Consider the following 15,146-nt stretch of genomic DNA (forward strand, 5'->3'; position numbering starts at 1 on the left):
ACTCAGGGTTAGCGCATCGATTACCCGCTCTCTTCGCCAGAACCGTAATCACTGCTTGTTTAAAACGGTCCTCTGTACTCATTAAGCCTCCGGCACTGACGAAAGATTAGAACCCGAAAACTTCAATCTCGCGGACAATTAGCGAGATCTGATCCGAAGCAGATCTCCGGATCTAGGGGAGGCTCTGTGAAGGCGGTGAAATTCGTCTCAGTCACCGCCAATTTTCGTTAAAGACTTCAGTTGGCTAAACCAGGCATCTCAACGCAGTGAACCAGAATATTATTTCTTACTACCTTCCCGCTCATCTGGTGGAGGGTCACCGATACCTGCTGAATGTGAAGGTGAGTCTGAGGCGGCTGCTGATAACCATCAGCGATTAAGTCTATGTGCGCGCCTACGCAGATATGGGGCATAGCTCCTTCAGTTGTGATGCTTGCGATTTCATGCTCTGGACCGAGGACAAAGCGGTATGTGTGCTGCATGGTGTCTTCCTTGATCGGTAGGTGAGGGCAGGGCACTCGCTGAGCGAGTAGCCTGGGTTGAAATTGGGGCCTTCTGTCCTGCAGGGTGGCGAGGACAGGGCTTTGACTAGGTCATTTGAGCTTGGCCTTTAGCATGTCAAACATGCTCGCCTTTGCGCGGGCCACGAATTCGTCTTCTGTTTCGCCCTGGCCAGGCAGGCCAAGCTCTGACTCGAGTTCATTCAGGAAATCGTCACTCGTCACAAGGCTGGCCGCGCCGTCCGAGAACTTTTGAGCTTTTGTTGCGCCCAGCGCGGCCCCTAGAACAGCAAACGTTGTGAGGCTAATTTCTGCCTTGGTAGTTGCCGCAAGCGTGCCAGCCGCCTTTTTCGAATGCATGAGCTCGACCAAAGATTTCATTGTGCGCCTCCAGAGTTTTCTTTGTAGTAGGCCCGGAACAGGTCTTCGAAAAGATCAGTGAAGGCTTTGCTAATGCTGTCCTTTTGGTCGTTCGTGAGGGAAGACCATATCTGCAGCAGTGTCTTGAATATGTTGACGAGAATGTCGAGCATTAAACGTTCCTTGTTGGGTGTTGTGCAGAGCGCTCGCTAAGTGAGCAGCCCTATGGTGAGCATAGTTCGCGGCGATTTCCCCCTGAGTTGAACTTAGGGCCTCACATCGAACCCGCGTCACTTCGCTTGTTCGCTGTATAGGGGTGTGAATCGGATTCCCACCCCTAACCAAAAGTTAGGCCGTCTGCAGGACTCCGAATCAAGCTGCCCTGACTGGCTTGATAAGGCTTTCGGCCGGAATTCCGAACATGTCGTGCAGCCTCCAGATCATAGGCAGAGTCAGCGAGCGCTTACGATTCAGCACTTCATAGACGCGATTGGTCTTGCCTATGGCTGGCGCAAGGTCGGCGGCAGTCAGCCCTGATTGCTCCATGCGGAATTTGATCGCCTCTATCGGATCAGGCAGGTCGACCGGGAAGTTCTTCGATTCGTAGGCCTCAATCAACGTGATCATGACCTCGAAAGCGTCTCCTTCTGCAGTGCCTGGCTCAGGCTCCTGCTCGAACAGCGGAGAAATCTCTCTCAGGGCTGCTCGGTATTCTTCATCAGTGCGGATTGGGCGGATGTTCATGATGATTACTCCATCTCCACGGTGTTTGCGTCGATCTTGTCGTACTCCACATGGGTTCCGACAAACTTGATGTAGACCGCGCCGAAACGGTAAGCAATGGCGACCATTAGTCGGTAATCATTGCCTTTGATGTTGAAGACGACGCGGCGGCTTTTGAGGATGCTGGCATTACCGAACTGCGCCTTAATTACTTCGGGGCTGGCCCAGTTAGCCTTTTTCGCCTCGTCAGCCCATGCGCGTAAGTGCTGCTCGGAATCCGGGTGTTTCTCCCAGAAGGCTTTGAGGTGGCTGATGGCGATAATTCTCATGGGTGAGAATGTAGTCCCAAGGTGGGACTTTTGCAAGCAATTACAAGCGACTGGTTGCGTATCAGTTTGGTTCGGTGTGAAAAGCCCAGGCTTGCCGGACTACTCTTGAATTGCAGCAGACTCTGGATCAAGAACCTCAAGCAACATCCAGTCATGCGCTCTACGGGTGACCACGGTGCGGATCAGCGCCCGACCATCGTGTTCGGACACACTGCTGACCGGCTTCTTGCCAAGTGCCGGGTATAGGTCCTTGTTAAAACGGCACTGCAATTCAGCATTGCCATCTTTCCGCGGCATGCCATTCAACAGCCACGCCTTGGCCAGATCCTGGACGGTCAGCGTTTGCACCTTCGTCGTTTTTACTTGTTCGGCCTCTACATTAGCCGTGGCGTAAGCCTGTGCCTTGGCGGTTTTCTTTTGCTCGTTAGGATTGATCTGCTCATCAATGAGCGCCCTGGCCTGATTACGCGCCTTGCAGATGTCCGTCAGGGATTAGCGCGGCCAAGATCCGCAGGCGTACTCTTTATTCTGCTCGCCCCAGCGATACCGATAAAAAAAGCTGACCAACACACCGCCCTTGCGGACTGAGATTCGACCGGCGAGATTGCCAGCCTCCCTGAGGATTCGGCCTGCCTCGTTGGCGGTCAGGGACTCGAGTTCTTCGATGGTGATTTTGGCCATGAAACGGACTCCCCTACTTTTACCTCCAAGAAAACGCCGGCTCTTGATGGACTTTACTGGGCGCTCGTAGAGCAGAACACCGCTGGAGCTCAAGTAAATATTCGCTTTTAAAAATCCAGAGTGAAATTTCGGAGTCTTTCAAGAAGTATGAAAAAGGAGATAGGGTGCCAGGGGTCGAGTGGTCGAATCACTCCGTCCCGACCCTGTTTTTCAATGACTTGGCCCAATCTGAAAAGGTTGGGCTTTTTCATGTCCAGCAAACGCCCGCCTTACTTCCGCGAATGTTCAGGATCTGATGAGCTCTGGTCTCAAGGACCGTGAGCGAGCCCATTCTTCGTTTCTACCCAAGAGACGTATGAAGCTGTTGGTGCAATTCATTTGAGCTCGATTTCATCTCATCAATAAAGGCCGTGGCGACTGGCGTCTGTGGCCTATACAGCGGTTTGATGAGGTTGACGGAAAAGGGTATCGAAATCGAAAACCGTCGCAAGCACACACCCTGATCGGCAAAACTCAAGGCCGTCAGAGGATTGATGATGCCGACCCCGACATTTTGCTGAACGAAGAAGCAGACGGCCGCTGCGCTATGGGTTTCTATGACGGTGCGACATTTTACCTGGGCGTCGGCAAGTATCTTGTCGAAGATGATCCGGTACGGATCCTGACTCGACAGGCTGACCATGTTGATACCGGCCATATCCAGAGGTGTAATCACTTTTTTGTCGCACAGCGGATGACCGGATGGCAGCACGCATACTTCGTCGCCTGTAAAAATGTTTTCACATCGAGTACCGGGCGGCGTTTCGCTGTTTTCAGTGAGCCCCAAGTCATACCGTTGGGCCGTCATCCATTCCTCGAGCAGCGGTGACTCCTGTGGGGTGATGTTGATGTTCACTTCTGGAAACGCGTTGATGAACCGACCACACACATAGGGCAGCAGGCTCTGCGAGAAGGCAGGCAAGCATGCGATCGTCAGGCTGCTCTGGAAATTCTTGATCGATTGCGCAGCATTGTGGATGCGTTCGAGCCCGTAATAGGACGTTTTCACCTCCTCAAACAAGCTAAGTCCCTGGGTGGTTGGCTGCAAGCGCGCTTGCGTTCGTTCAAACAACTTGAGCCCCAGGACATGCTCGAATCGTGCGATTTCACGGCTGACGGTCGGCTGTGAGGTTTTGAGCAATGCCGCGGCCTTCGTCACACTGCCCGTGGTCATGACTGCCCAGAATATTTCGACTTGCCTAAAACTGAATCTCACACCATCCCCCCACGCAGATGCGACCTGAACCTATTGAAAACGCCAGCGAGCATAGCATGCGAAGCTGTTTCAGCCTCGTTTAGGTATATCAAGAATGAAAGACACCTGCCAAGAAATGATATTTTGAATATGACGGCTATGTGGCTAGACTGGCCCGACAAATAAATCTCTACCACTCGGCTCCCGGGATGTGCGATGCGGTGCCTGTTATTCAGTGGCGCCGCCAAGGCATCGGCATGCCTGCAAGAGTGAGTGAGAGACGGATCAAGTTTACCAATGGAATAACTGGAATCGACCCATGTGAGGGGTCAACTTATGGACATGCATGATTTGGTCGGCATTGGTTTTGGTCCTTCGCATATTGGCTTGGCGGTCTCGCTTTATGAGGATTATAAAGAGGAGACTGAAGGCAAAAAGATCATGTTCTTTGAAGCCAAGAACAAGCATGGCTGGCACCACCCCATGATGTTGCCCAGTGCCAAGATGCAAATTTCCTTCATGAAAGATCTTTGTTTTTTGCGTAACCCGAAAAGTCATTTCACCTTCGTGAACTATTTACATGAACATCGCCGGCTGGGTTCTTTCGCCAACCTGCGGGACTTCAACCCCAGTCGCAAGGAGTTTGATGATTACTTGCGCTGGGTGGCCGGCCATTTCAATCATGTCACGCGTTACTCGTCATGGGTTCAATCCGTTCTGCCTGTCAAAGAAGGTCATCAGGTCGTCGCCCTTGATGTCACCGTCAATGACATGCTGACGGGCAATATGCAGGTCGTCAGGACGCAAAACCTTGCCATTGCCATTGGTGGCGAACCGGCAATGCCGGTGGCGTGCGCCAGTCCACACGTCTTCCATTCCTCGCAGTTGCTGGAAAAGCTGCCGGAGTACGATGAAAGCAAACCCTATCGGTTTCTGGTCGTAGGCTCCGGGCAAAGCGCGGCGGAGATCTATCAGCACCTGATAAGCCATTATCGTCATTCAGATGTACGGGTAGCGAGCAGTGGCATAGGGTTCAAGCAAGCCGATGACAGTGAGTACGTGAATGAGGTGTTTGATAATGAAATGATCGATCGGATTTATTACCTGGATCCGGATAATCGGCAGGCATTGATTCGAAAACACTTCGACACCAATTACTCGGTTGCCGATCTGGCCCTTATCAAAAGCCTTTATCGTGAAGAGTACGAAGCCACGATTGGCGGGGATGTCGACCGCTTCGGCATGCTCAAGTTTAAAAGGCTCACCCATGTGGTCGAGCACAATAATGCGTTGTCCGTCACCCTGGTGTCGACGCTCAACGGTGAGCGTCAGGAATTGGAAGTGGATGTGGTTATTTGCGCGACCGGTTACAGCCGCAAGAACAATTTGGCTCTGTTGGACGCCCTCAAACCTTATTGGGCAGAGCCTGAGAGCCTACCGCGATTGAATCGTCATTACGCCTTGCAGATGAGTGACACCTTCAAACCCAATATTTATATCCAGGGCATGTCGGAGCACACCCATGGGCTGAGCGATACATTGCTTTCGGTTATTTCACGACGGTCTCATGAAGTGGGTGGGGAGATCGTCAATACGCTGAGTAACAGGGTCATGCAGGGAGCGATTGCGTCGTGAAAGTACCCAGAGAGCTGATCGTGTTTTTAGTCTGTTCCACGGTCTACCGCTTGTTTTCCGGTGCACTGCTGGTTTCCCTGACATGGACCATTCTCAATCAGAATGAAGGCGGCTATTTGCCGTTGGCACTCGCGATTTTCTGCTCATTTATTCCGGCATTTGTTACGCCGATGATGATCAAGCGCCTGTCGGCCCGAATGAACGGACGCCAGATGAGCAGTGGGTTCCTGGTCTGTCTCGCAGGCCTTAGCCTGGTTGCCGGGGTGTGCCGTGATATCACGGTCGGACTGCTGATCACCAATCTGTTTGTGTGGCTGATATTCATGCTGCTGGAAGCCAGCCTGGACATGTGGTTTACCCAGGTTCAGCGCGGCATGGATGAAGCGACGGTCAGACGCATCAGCGGTGCGACCACGGCCACCAGCCAGGCGGCGCTGATGATTGGCCCGTTATTGGCCGCCGGCCTGATGCCGATTCTGACCGGCATGGGGTTTTCTATTCTTCTGGGTGTCAGCTTTTTACTCGTCGCTGCGGTTTGCCATACCCGAAACGGCACTGCCGTGCTTGAGGCCGGGGAGGGTGGTGCCTTGGTGGCGCCCGCGAAGCTTCCACTGACCTTGTTCATTCCGATGGTGTTGATCTGGCCAATTCTTGGAGCGTTCAACTTCATGCTCCCGGTGTACGTGTCGAGCCATGGCTGGGCGCTATTTGAGCTGGGTGTACTGGACGCGGTATTCGGCATGGGCATGGCATTGATCGGTGTACTGATCATTTTGGGTAATACCGGCCGTAACCTGTCGATCTTCCTGTCCGGGTTGATTGCACTTGCCGTCGCTGCCGCCCTGGTGTGGTTTCTGGTACCCGACACGCTTGTCCTCAAGGCCCTTAGCCTGCTGATCCTTGGCATGGCTTTTGGCGGCGCCCGGGTCCATATCCGCGCTGCGATTGCCTATCGCTACAGCGAGGCCGTCGTCGGCCTTTGTGTCAGCAAAGCGAATGCGCTGGCCACACCTGTGTTGTTGCTGATTCTGAGTCTGCAACTGGCAATGATTGAAACTGCCTGGCTCGTACCTTTCCTGATGGTCACGCTGTCCATTGCGCTCTTGCTGCAGACCTCTGCGACTCGTTTCGCTCAAGGGCAGACGAGCGCGGCATCCGTCGGTGCCTGATACAGGTCGCACCTTGTTTACGTAAAAGTTTGAGGACTCGATATGACGTTATCCAATCGTTACGCCTTGTTGATCGGTGCCGATTTGCCCATGAGGGAGCGGGCTGTACTGTGTACCGCGCGTGCGCTGGGCATGGCCGTTGTGGTGCTGGCCTACCCTGGCGAGGTTCTGGCGCAGCGGCGCAGGCCGGCAGCCAGCCTGGCCGACGACTACATCGTCAGCCCGTACCTGCTGGATCCGGTCCACGCGCTTGAGGCGGTCAAAGACTACGAACGCAAGACCGGTCTGACGCCTGCTGCTGTCATTCCGGTCAACGATTTCGTTCTGGAGGCTGGCGCGGCGATCGCAAAGCAATACTCAATACCGTTCCACAGTGACGCGGTGATTCTGCGCTGTCGTGACAAGTTACTGATGAAGGCTGAACTGGAAAAAGCCGGGCTTAATGTAGCGCCGACCCTTGCCGTCAATGAGGGCACCGCCAGCTACGTCTTCAAAGACCAGGAAAAGGCCATTTTCAAACCCAGCGTCTTTGGTGGCAGCGGCGGGGTGCGTCTGGTGAGCAACTCGCAGGAGTTGCAAGTGGCGATTGATGACGCTGCGAAGCTGTTGCACAAGTACAAGGATATTCTCTACATCGATCCTGAGCGGATTCACCTGGAAGCCTTTCTCGACAGTGAGCTGGAAGTCTCCGTCGAAGTCTATTGCAGACCCGACGAATGTAAGGCAGCGGCCGTCACCCACAAGCAACTGTCGCCACGACCTTACTTTGCTGAAATGGGCCATATCGTTCCTTATGCCGGGTTTGATTACGACGCTTTGTGCGAGACCGCCGAAAAGGCCTGTCGGGCGCTGGGCATAGAACGAGGGGTATCCCATGTCGAGATCAAGATCGTTGAGGGCGTGCCTTTCATTATTGAGGTAGGCGCCCGGCCCGCAGGTGACCGCATTATCGATTTGGTCTATCGCTCGCTGGGTGTCGATCTTTATGCCCTGCACGCAAAAAGCTATTGCGATATCTGGGACGACATGCCCCTGATCAAACGTCGTGGCACGGCTGCCGTCGCTTTCCTGAAAGCGGCACCGGGAAAGATCACCTGTATCAATCCCGTTGTACTTCCCGAGGGTGTGCACGAACTGAGTCTTTACAAAGGCGTCGGAGATTTTTCCGCCAGGGATGCACAGAACTTCGAAACACGTGAAGGCCATGTGGAATGGTTTTGGCCGATTGAGCATCAGGACACACCTGACTTCATGTTTCAAACGGCCAGGCTCTCAGCCGATCTGTTTGAAATCGAACGAAACTGAACCCTGCTCCGCCAGCGCCTTCACGAGATAACAGCATGTTCGACAATCGCCACATTCGTTCGCTGGCCAACCCGGCCATGGAATTGATTGAGTACGTAACACCCTTGGAAAAGTGCACGCGGGGTCGTCCGGTGCAAACGTTTCACAAGCAGTTCGAGAGCGCCGACCGGTTGTTTTCGGTAGGGATATGGGACTGCAGCGTGGGCAGTTTTACGGTGAATTTCACGGGGCATGAATTCGCCAGTCTGCTGGAGGGGCGGATCATGATCGAAGACGAGCATGGCACCCAGGTGTTGTTTTTGCCCGGTATGCAACTGGTCTTTCCCGCAGGCTACAAGGGCGAGTGGAATGTACTGGAGCCCTCTCGAAAAGCCTACGTCTGGTACGAACTAAGCCCTCCGGCTCTTTGAACGAGTGTCTACTGTGAACAACATCAACGATTCGCTGATCAACCAACTGGCTCATGAGTTCGGCACGCCCTTCTGGCTGTATGACGCCGATTCGATTCGGCGTCGAACCGCGCAACTGCGTGCATTCGATGTGATTCGCTATGCACAGAAAGCCAACCCGAACATTCAGATACTCAAACTGATGAAAAGCCTGGGCGCCATGGTCGATGCCGTGTCGCTGGGTGAAATTGAACGAGCCCATAGAGCCGGATTTCGTAACGACGGGGGGCATGCCCAAATTGTCTACACCTGTGATGTCCTGGACGAAGCGACGCTGCAGCGGGTCATCGAACTGAACATTCCGGTCAATGCCGGCTCACCGCAAATGCTGGAACAACTGGGCAAGGCGAGTCCGGGGCATAAAGTCTGGCTGCGGATAAACCCAGGGTTCGGTCACGGCCATAGTCGCAAAACCAATACCGGGGGCCAAAGCAGCAAGCACGGCAACTGGCATGAAAACCTGGATGTCTGCTACCAACTGATCGAAACCTACGGTCTTGAGTTGGTTGGGCTGCACATGCACATCGGCTCCGGCGTCGATTACGAGCACTTGCAACGTGTCTGCGCGAGTATGGTCGAGCATGTGCTGCGTTGCCCGTTCGATATTTCGGCGATCTCGGCGGGAGGCGGATTGCCGATCGCCTATCGCGACGATGATCCGCAGATCGACATCGACGAGTATTTCCGCATCTGGGATCTTGCCCGTCGCGAGATTGAAGAACATCTCGGGCACTCAGTGACACTGGAAATCGAACCGGGGCGTATTCTGGTCGCCGAATCCGGGTGTCTGGTGGCGCAAGTCAGGGCCAAAAAGGATGTCGGGACGAATCATTTCGTGTTGGTGAACTCCGGCTTCAACGACCTGATACGGCCGGCCATGTATGGCAGTTTCCACCGGATCACCGCTCTTCAGAAAGCCCCCGTGTCTGATCGGGATTTGTGGCGCAAAACGGTAGTGGCCGGTTCATTGTGTGAAGCGGGTGATGTATTCACCCAGCAGAGCAACGCCGAAATCGATCACCAGTTATTACCGGATCTGCAAGTGGACGATTTGTTGGTTTTCCATGATTGCGGCGCCTACGGTGCCAGCATGTCGTCCAACTACAACAGTCGACCGTTGATCCCGGAGTTAATGCTGGATGACGGCGTGGTCAAAGTCATTCGTCGTCGCCAGACATTCGACGAGTTGCTTTCGCTGGAAACGATTTAAACCACCAGGAAAGGATCAGGGGTGCAGACACACGTCTGCACCCGGGTATTACTGTGCCCGGTGATCAGCATTTTTGCACGTTGGGGAGACCATCATGGAAGTCGTCAGAAAGCATCAGCAGTTCAAGTTGAGTCATGAATACAACGCTCTGATCAAGCGTATCTATCCTGAGCCGTCGCTGCGTACACCCTTTGGCTCTGCCAGTGTCACCGTTCAAGCCGGGACGCTAAGCCAACCCCATCTGCACCACGAACATGAAACGTTCATTATCGTTTCCGGTCATGGCGAGTTTGTTCAGGACAGTGTTCGACGCAACATCTCGGCCGGAGATGTTATTTACATCAAGCCGTTCAGCGAGCACTACATCGAAGCTCATCCTCAGTCGCACGTCGAGTTCATGAGTATCTGGTGGGAAGACCTGGAGTCGGAAGCCGAGCCGCGGACCACTCGCCAGATCCTGTTTACGCCGCCCCCGACACCCAATGGCGATCTGCACCTGGGGCATATTTCCGGGCCTTATATTTGCGCCGATATCATCAAGCGCTATCTACAGGGCCAGGGCACATCGGCCAGCCTGATTGTCGGTCTGGACAAGCATCAGTCGTATGTCGACCTGAAGGCGCAGCAACAGGGTGTTCATGCCCGCGATATCTATGAAAAATTCAGTCGATCCATCATGTGTACTTTCGATAACGCCAATATCGGTTATGACGACGTGCATGATTGCGACAGCCAGTTTCATCTCGACTTCGTGCATGACTTCATCGAGCGCCTGATTGCAAAAGACATTCTGCAGATCAAAGAGCAAACCATTGCAGAGTGTACCGGTTGCCAGATTGAAGTGTTTGATGCCTTCGCCCGAGGCGGCTGTCCTACGTGTCATGCACCCTCCAATGGGTGTGTTTGCGAAGACTGCGGCAGCCCGAATAACAGCTACAACCTGCATGACGTGTCATGCAACCTGTGCGGTGCGACGCCAACGCAAAGACGGGGCAAAAAAGGTGTACTGGATCTGGGCCGCTGTGGCGCCGATTTTGTAAACGCCGGGTTTCAGGTCACCGCACCGCCGAAGCTTGAAAACTACTTGCTCAAACAACGCGCGCTCGCACAGGAAGATTATGTGGTGACGTTCCAGAGTGAGTGGGGTGTACCGTCAAGACATCCTGAGCTGAGGGGCCAATCCTATCTGGCCTGGATTGAAATGGCTGCGGGTTACCTGGCCGCCGTTTACAAGGGTGTGTTTGGTGAAGAAGTCAGTGATGTCGAGCGGGCAATCGAGCGCCTGAATGCCGCAGATTTTGAAATCATTCACCTGATGGGTTTTGACAACTCGTTTTATTACGCCCATCTGTACCCACAATTGTTCGCCGCGCTGGGCGTGCGGGGATTAAAGATAACGTTCGTGGTCAATGAGTTTTTGCTGTTGGATCAGTTGAAGTTTTCGACCAGCCGCAATCACGCTATCTGGGCCAACGATGTGTTTACCTCACCTGCCATTGCGGATTGGTACCGCTTTTACCTGTCGCTGAAAAGGCCCGACGTCCACCGAGAAAACTATGATCGCAGTGAGTTTGAAAACTTTCGGCAAAGCGCTCTGGCTGATCTGACGCAGGTGTCCGCTACACATCGACAGCGACTCGACGGGCAGTTCGCAGGCGTTGTCCCGCAGCCCGGTTCCTGGACTCGGCTGCATCAGGAATACGGCACGTTTTTCAATCAGCACAAGGTTCATCTGAGCAACGCCCTCAGTGTGCCTAACGGCTATGCCGTCAAACAATACGCCAGTTCGGTCAAGCAATTGCTTGATGTAGTGGCCCGCTTTCAACGGATGACCTGCGGCGACTTCGAGGCGTCGGCCGATCACGGCGAACGGCGTACCAGCATGCACCTGGAGGCCGAAGCCATGACACTGTTGCGCCTGCACTTGGGTTGCATAATGCCGCAAGTGATCTGCGAACTGGATCGCCCATGAGTTCAAGCGAGGTATCCAGCCACTACGACTGGATTGTCGTCGGTGCCGGGCTCATCGGTCTGTGCTCCGCCCTGCACCTGGCACGACGCAAGCTGCGTGTGTGTGTCATCGAACAGATGTCCCGGGTGGCAAACGCCTCCACTGTATCCGGAGCCGGGATACGCTTTTTCGATCCTGACCCTCTTGTCAGCGCTCAGGTCGTACAAAGCCATGATTTTTACTCGGAACTGGGCCTGGCCGACGATTTTCATCCTTGCCCGAGTTATTACTGCTTCGGTGCGGCAGATGCTGACTGTCTGCTGGACAACGCCAGGGCGAGGGGGCAGCGAGTGCTTTCGCGCACTCAGCTTCAGGCTGACAGCCCGCATATCGAATGGGGCGCAGTGGATTACGCCGTAGAGGATAAGCATGCCGGCTTCAGAGATCCCCTGATCACATGGCATGCGCTGCGTGCCGCCTGTGAGCGACTTGGGGTGACCTTCCGGTTCGGTCATCAGGTTCTGGCGTTCGAGGAAGGTGTCGGTGCGTATCAGCTGTTGACGCAAGCGGGGCGTCATGTGGCGCATGGGGTGATCTTCGCCACGGGTTACTGGACATCCAGCCTGCTTGAGCGCCTGGCACTGCCGGTCGTAGTGCGCAATCGAACCATCACCGTTCATCGGCTCTGCGGCCATAACCTGCCGCATCTGCCTTTTGTGGTTGAACACGACAGTGGCTTCCATGCTCGTCCGACCGCGTTTGGCGAGATTTTATTTGGCGTTCCTCAGCTCGATTGGGACGTTTCGCCAGATGACCTGCCTGACCGCGCCAGCGCTCATCTGAACAAGGCCGTTGCCCATTTGCAGCGCTACGCACCCGTGCCGCTTTCATTCTCAGGTGTTCGAACCACACGCTCTGCAGACGCCTTCGCTCCAAGGGCTCACGAGGCGCAAACCACATTGCCTAAACGTACGCATGTATTTGCTTTCGGCGAAGGCGCCGCTTTCAAGTACGCACCGGCCAGAACCTTGGCTTACATCAACTCAATACTGGAATCCTAGATATGCTGAATCAGGGAACGATTGATTTTCGCGGTACATTGCCAAGTTCCGAAGCATTGGTTCACACCTTGGTGAATGGCTATATGTTGTCTGCCTCCTTATTCGGTTGCGTAGAGGTGGATCTGTTCAGTCATCTGGATGAGACCTCAGGAACCGCAATCAGTGAACTGGCCGACGCATGTCTGCTCAGTGCGGCGCACGTGCAGAAACTGGTGTCCTTCGGTTTGTCAGTCGGACTGATCATTCAGCGGGATGATCAGTTCTTCAACTCAAGCGATGCACAGAAACTGCTCTCCCGCCACAGTGCACACAATATCTGCTCGGCGGTCGAGCACCATCGTCGTCATGTCTATCCGTTATTCGGCCATCTGGCCGAGTCGCTCAAAAGTGGCAAGCCCATCTCTGATCGTCTGCACCTGTCTTCGGTGCAAGGCGATACTCATGAGTTTTATGCCGAACTGGATAAAAGCGAGAGCGACTTCGCCGTGTTTATGGCGGCCATGAACACGTTCAGCACGGGAGCGGGGACACGCATTGCCGATACATTGGGCGCAAGAATCGGTTCTGCTGCTCCCTTGCGCATACTTGATCTGGGCGGCGGCGGTGGGCAGGTGTCTATTGAAATCGCACAGGCGATCCCACAGGCGCAGATCACACTGATCGATTTGGAAAAAGCCACGCGCTTTGCCCGCGCCGAAGTTGATCGCAAGGGGCTGGGCAATCGAATTTCCTGCCTGCCAGGAGATATCTTCGCTCGCTTGCCGTTGGCTGAGGCTGGTTTTGATGTGGTGCTGATCTCCGCGGTCTTGGGGGACTGGAGTCATGATTATCAGGTCAAGTTGCTGGCCAATGCTTACCATTACCTCAAGTCGGGAGGGTGCCTGGTGGTCAGTGAGACCTTGCTGGACGATGATCTGGCCGGGCCGATTCTGCCGACGCTCATGAGTCTGTATGTACAGATCCTGACTGAGGGTGGGCACAATTTCACTGCAAAGTCTCTGGTGGCGTTGCTGGCTGGCAACCGGTTCGAACACATCGAAGTGCAGCTCAATCGTGCGCACGGCTGCCGCGACACCGTGCTTGCCAGCAAGACCTCGTAAGACACTCTCCAGAGACCGGAGCACACGCAGTGAGAGCGAAGCATTGATGACCTGACTTCAGGCAATGCATGTGTTTCGCCGGTTTTGACCGATCATGGCTGCGTTGTCCTCCTCGCTGAAAGAGCAGAGGGACCTCATGGGTCAGATGGGGTGTCGATGAAGCGACTGGCTTGGCGTAACAAGAAAGCCCGGCACCTGGCCGGGCTTGGCTCATTTACAGGTCCCGCCCTTATGGTGCGAACCCGTTCCTCCGGTCGGATGTGTGCCCTTTGGACAGGCCGACGCAGAGACTGAAACGATTGAAAGTAGTGCGATAAGTCCGGCTACAGCTAGCTTTTTCATGATGCCTCCTTGCACTGCGGTATGCAGTGCAAGGCTATCGGCGCCAAAGCTGTCTTCTTAATGAAGTTGGCATGTGTGTGTCAGAATTCCTCGTTACCTCCGAACGCGGCGTTGCTTTTGACAGTCTGCCGCGCTGAAGCCTCCTTGAATATTGCCGTTTCCCCCCACCGCTCAATCGCCAGCCCAACTCCACAGACATCCGCTACTTTTCTGCACAGAAACAGGCAGTCATTGCGCCATCTGGTAGCACAATGCGCTGCCTGCCGCCCGTGTATCAGCGGCATCTAATCAGAGAATTGCAAGCAAATCAGGTGGTTACTTTGAAGCGGGTCAGTTGGCACGCACCCTGCTTAAGTGTATCCGTGGATAATTGGATACAAAAATACAGAGAGGCTGCCGATGCAATTTGCCCCCGCTTACGTTGACCGTCAGCCCCTCACAGCCGAGGAGGAGGCCTACAACTTCCTGCTTGACGCCATTTGCAGCGGCCGCTACCGCAAGGGTGACCGACTGATTGCAGAGGACATTGCCAGCGAGATCGGCATGAGCCGTATGCCGGTGCGCGAAGCGTTTCGCCGCCTGGATGCCCAAGGGTTGGTGACGCTGCGGCCGAACCGTGGCGCGGTCGTCAGCGGTCTGGATATCGATGAGTTGCATGAGGTGTTCGAGATGCGCAGCGCCCTTGAAGGCCTGGCGGTGCGCGTTGCGGTTAGCCGCATCGGCGAACGCCAGATGGCGGCTCTGGAGCGTCTGCTGGATGAGATGGATGACTACCGCGACGAGAGCGCTGCGTGGGTCCGCTGCCACCGCGCTTTTCACGAGTACCTGTGCAGCCTCAGCGGGCGCCCGCGCTTGATGAAGCAGATTTCAGCGCTCTATTCGCTGGTAGAAGCTCCCATGCGCTTGTGGCTGCAGCACAGTGAAAAACCCCTCAGTGCGCGACAGGAGCACGCGGTGATCCTTGATGCGATTCGCGCCGGTGACGCCGCTCGCGCCGAAGCCGTAGTGCGCGAACACATCGAAAGCACTGTGCCGGAGTTGAGTCAATTTCTGCAGTTGAAAAAATAAGAGAGGCGGGTCGCACCCGTCCGTGTTTT

At 54.7% G+C, this 15,146-nt stretch carries 14 protein-coding genes and 1 pseudogene; 9 read left to right on the plus strand and 6 right to left on the minus strand.

Features of this window, described 5'->3' with window-relative positions; all coding sequences use genetic code 11:
• Window positions 1-593: 593 nt before the first annotated feature.
• From BUB69_RS00585 to BUB69_RS00610, 6 genes and pseudogenes are all read right to left on the minus strand, one after another.
• Window positions 594-881, minus strand: a complete 288-nt coding sequence (locus BUB69_RS00585; RefSeq protein ID WP_073161792.1) for a hypothetical protein — start codon at window positions 879-881, stop codon at window positions 594-596.
• Window positions 878-1,033 carry a hypothetical protein gene (locus BUB69_RS28750; protein WP_175561625.1) on the minus strand — a complete coding sequence of 52 codons (156 nt, stop codon included), beginning with the start codon at window positions 1,031-1,033 and terminating at the stop codon, window positions 878-880. The genes BUB69_RS00585 and BUB69_RS28750 overlap by 4 nt, the downstream gene beginning before the upstream one ends.
• A gap of 199 nt (window positions 1,034-1,232) precedes the next feature.
• Window positions 1,233-1,604 (minus strand): helix-turn-helix domain-containing protein, encoded by a 372-nt coding sequence (locus tag BUB69_RS00590; RefSeq protein WP_073161793.1) that lies wholly within the window; start codon window positions 1,602-1,604, stop codon window positions 1,233-1,235.
• A gap of 5 nt (window positions 1,605-1,609) precedes the next feature.
• On the minus strand, window positions 1,610-1,912 hold the full coding sequence (locus BUB69_RS00595; protein ID WP_073161794.1) for a type II toxin-antitoxin system HigB family toxin: 303 nt from the start codon (window positions 1,910-1,912) through the stop codon (window positions 1,610-1,612).
• A gap of 153 nt (window positions 1,913-2,065) precedes the next feature.
• Window positions 2,066-2,593 (minus strand): annotated as a pseudogene (locus BUB69_RS28755) (integrase arm-type DNA-binding domain-containing protein); the annotation flags it as partial.
• Window positions 2,594-2,933: 340 nt separating this feature from the next.
• The gene (locus tag BUB69_RS00610; RefSeq protein ID WP_073161797.1) at window positions 2,934-3,806 is read right to left on the minus strand and encodes a LysR family transcriptional regulator; all 873 of its coding nucleotides are present in this window, start codon (window positions 3,804-3,806) and stop codon (window positions 2,934-2,936) included.
• A 357-nt stretch (window positions 3,807-4,163) separates the two neighbouring features.
• Between BUB69_RS00610 and BUB69_RS00615 the strand changes: the two genes are divergently transcribed.
• The 9 genes from BUB69_RS00615 (at window position 4,164) to BUB69_RS00655 (ending at window position 15,117) form a co-directional block, all read left to right on the plus strand.
• Entirely contained in the window at window positions 4,164-5,462 is a 1,299-nt protein-coding gene (locus BUB69_RS00615) for a SidA/IucD/PvdA family monooxygenase (protein WP_073161798.1), read from the plus strand.
• The gene (locus BUB69_RS00620; protein ID WP_073161799.1) at window positions 5,459-6,631 is read left to right on the plus strand and encodes an MFS transporter; all 1,173 of its coding nucleotides are present in this window, start codon (window positions 5,459-5,461) and stop codon (window positions 6,629-6,631) included. The genes BUB69_RS00615 and BUB69_RS00620 overlap by 4 nt, the downstream gene beginning before the upstream one ends.
• Before the next feature lie 42 nt (window positions 6,632-6,673).
• Entirely contained in the window at window positions 6,674-7,936 is a 1,263-nt protein-coding gene (locus BUB69_RS00625; RefSeq protein WP_073161800.1) for an ATP-grasp domain-containing protein, read from the plus strand.
• Between the two features lie 35 nt (window positions 7,937-7,971).
• Window positions 7,972-8,346, plus strand: a complete 375-nt coding sequence (locus tag BUB69_RS00630) for a cupin domain-containing protein (protein ID WP_073161801.1) — start codon at window positions 7,972-7,974, stop codon at window positions 8,344-8,346.
• Between the two features lie 13 nt (window positions 8,347-8,359).
• Window positions 8,360-9,595 (plus strand): diaminopimelate decarboxylase, encoded by a 1,236-nt coding sequence (gene lysA / locus BUB69_RS00635; RefSeq protein WP_073161802.1) that lies wholly within the window; start codon window positions 8,360-8,362, stop codon window positions 9,593-9,595.
• 94 nt (window positions 9,596-9,689) lie between these two features.
• Window positions 9,690-11,567 (plus strand): class I tRNA ligase family protein, encoded by a 1,878-nt coding sequence (locus BUB69_RS00640; RefSeq protein ID WP_073161803.1) that lies wholly within the window; start codon window positions 9,690-9,692, stop codon window positions 11,565-11,567.
• Window positions 11,564-12,607 carry an NAD(P)/FAD-dependent oxidoreductase gene (locus tag BUB69_RS00645; protein WP_073161804.1) on the plus strand — a complete coding sequence of 348 codons (1,044 nt, stop codon included), beginning with the start codon at window positions 11,564-11,566 and terminating at the stop codon, window positions 12,605-12,607. Before BUB69_RS00640 ends, BUB69_RS00645 begins: the two co-directional genes overlap by 4 nt.
• Before the next feature lie 2 nt (window positions 12,608-12,609).
• Window positions 12,610-13,707, plus strand: a complete 1,098-nt coding sequence (locus tag BUB69_RS00650) for a methyltransferase (RefSeq protein WP_073161805.1) — start codon at window positions 12,610-12,612, stop codon at window positions 13,705-13,707.
• 741 nt (window positions 13,708-14,448) lie between these two features.
• On the plus strand, window positions 14,449-15,117 hold the full coding sequence (locus BUB69_RS00655) for a GntR family transcriptional regulator (RefSeq protein WP_073161806.1): 669 nt from the start codon (window positions 14,449-14,451) through the stop codon (window positions 15,115-15,117).
• Window positions 15,118-15,146: the final 29 nt, after the last annotated feature.

The organism is Pseudomonas asturiensis (assembly GCF_900143095.1).
Classification (GTDB): Bacteria; Pseudomonadota; Gammaproteobacteria; order Pseudomonadales; family Pseudomonadaceae; genus Aquipseudomonas; species Aquipseudomonas asturiensis.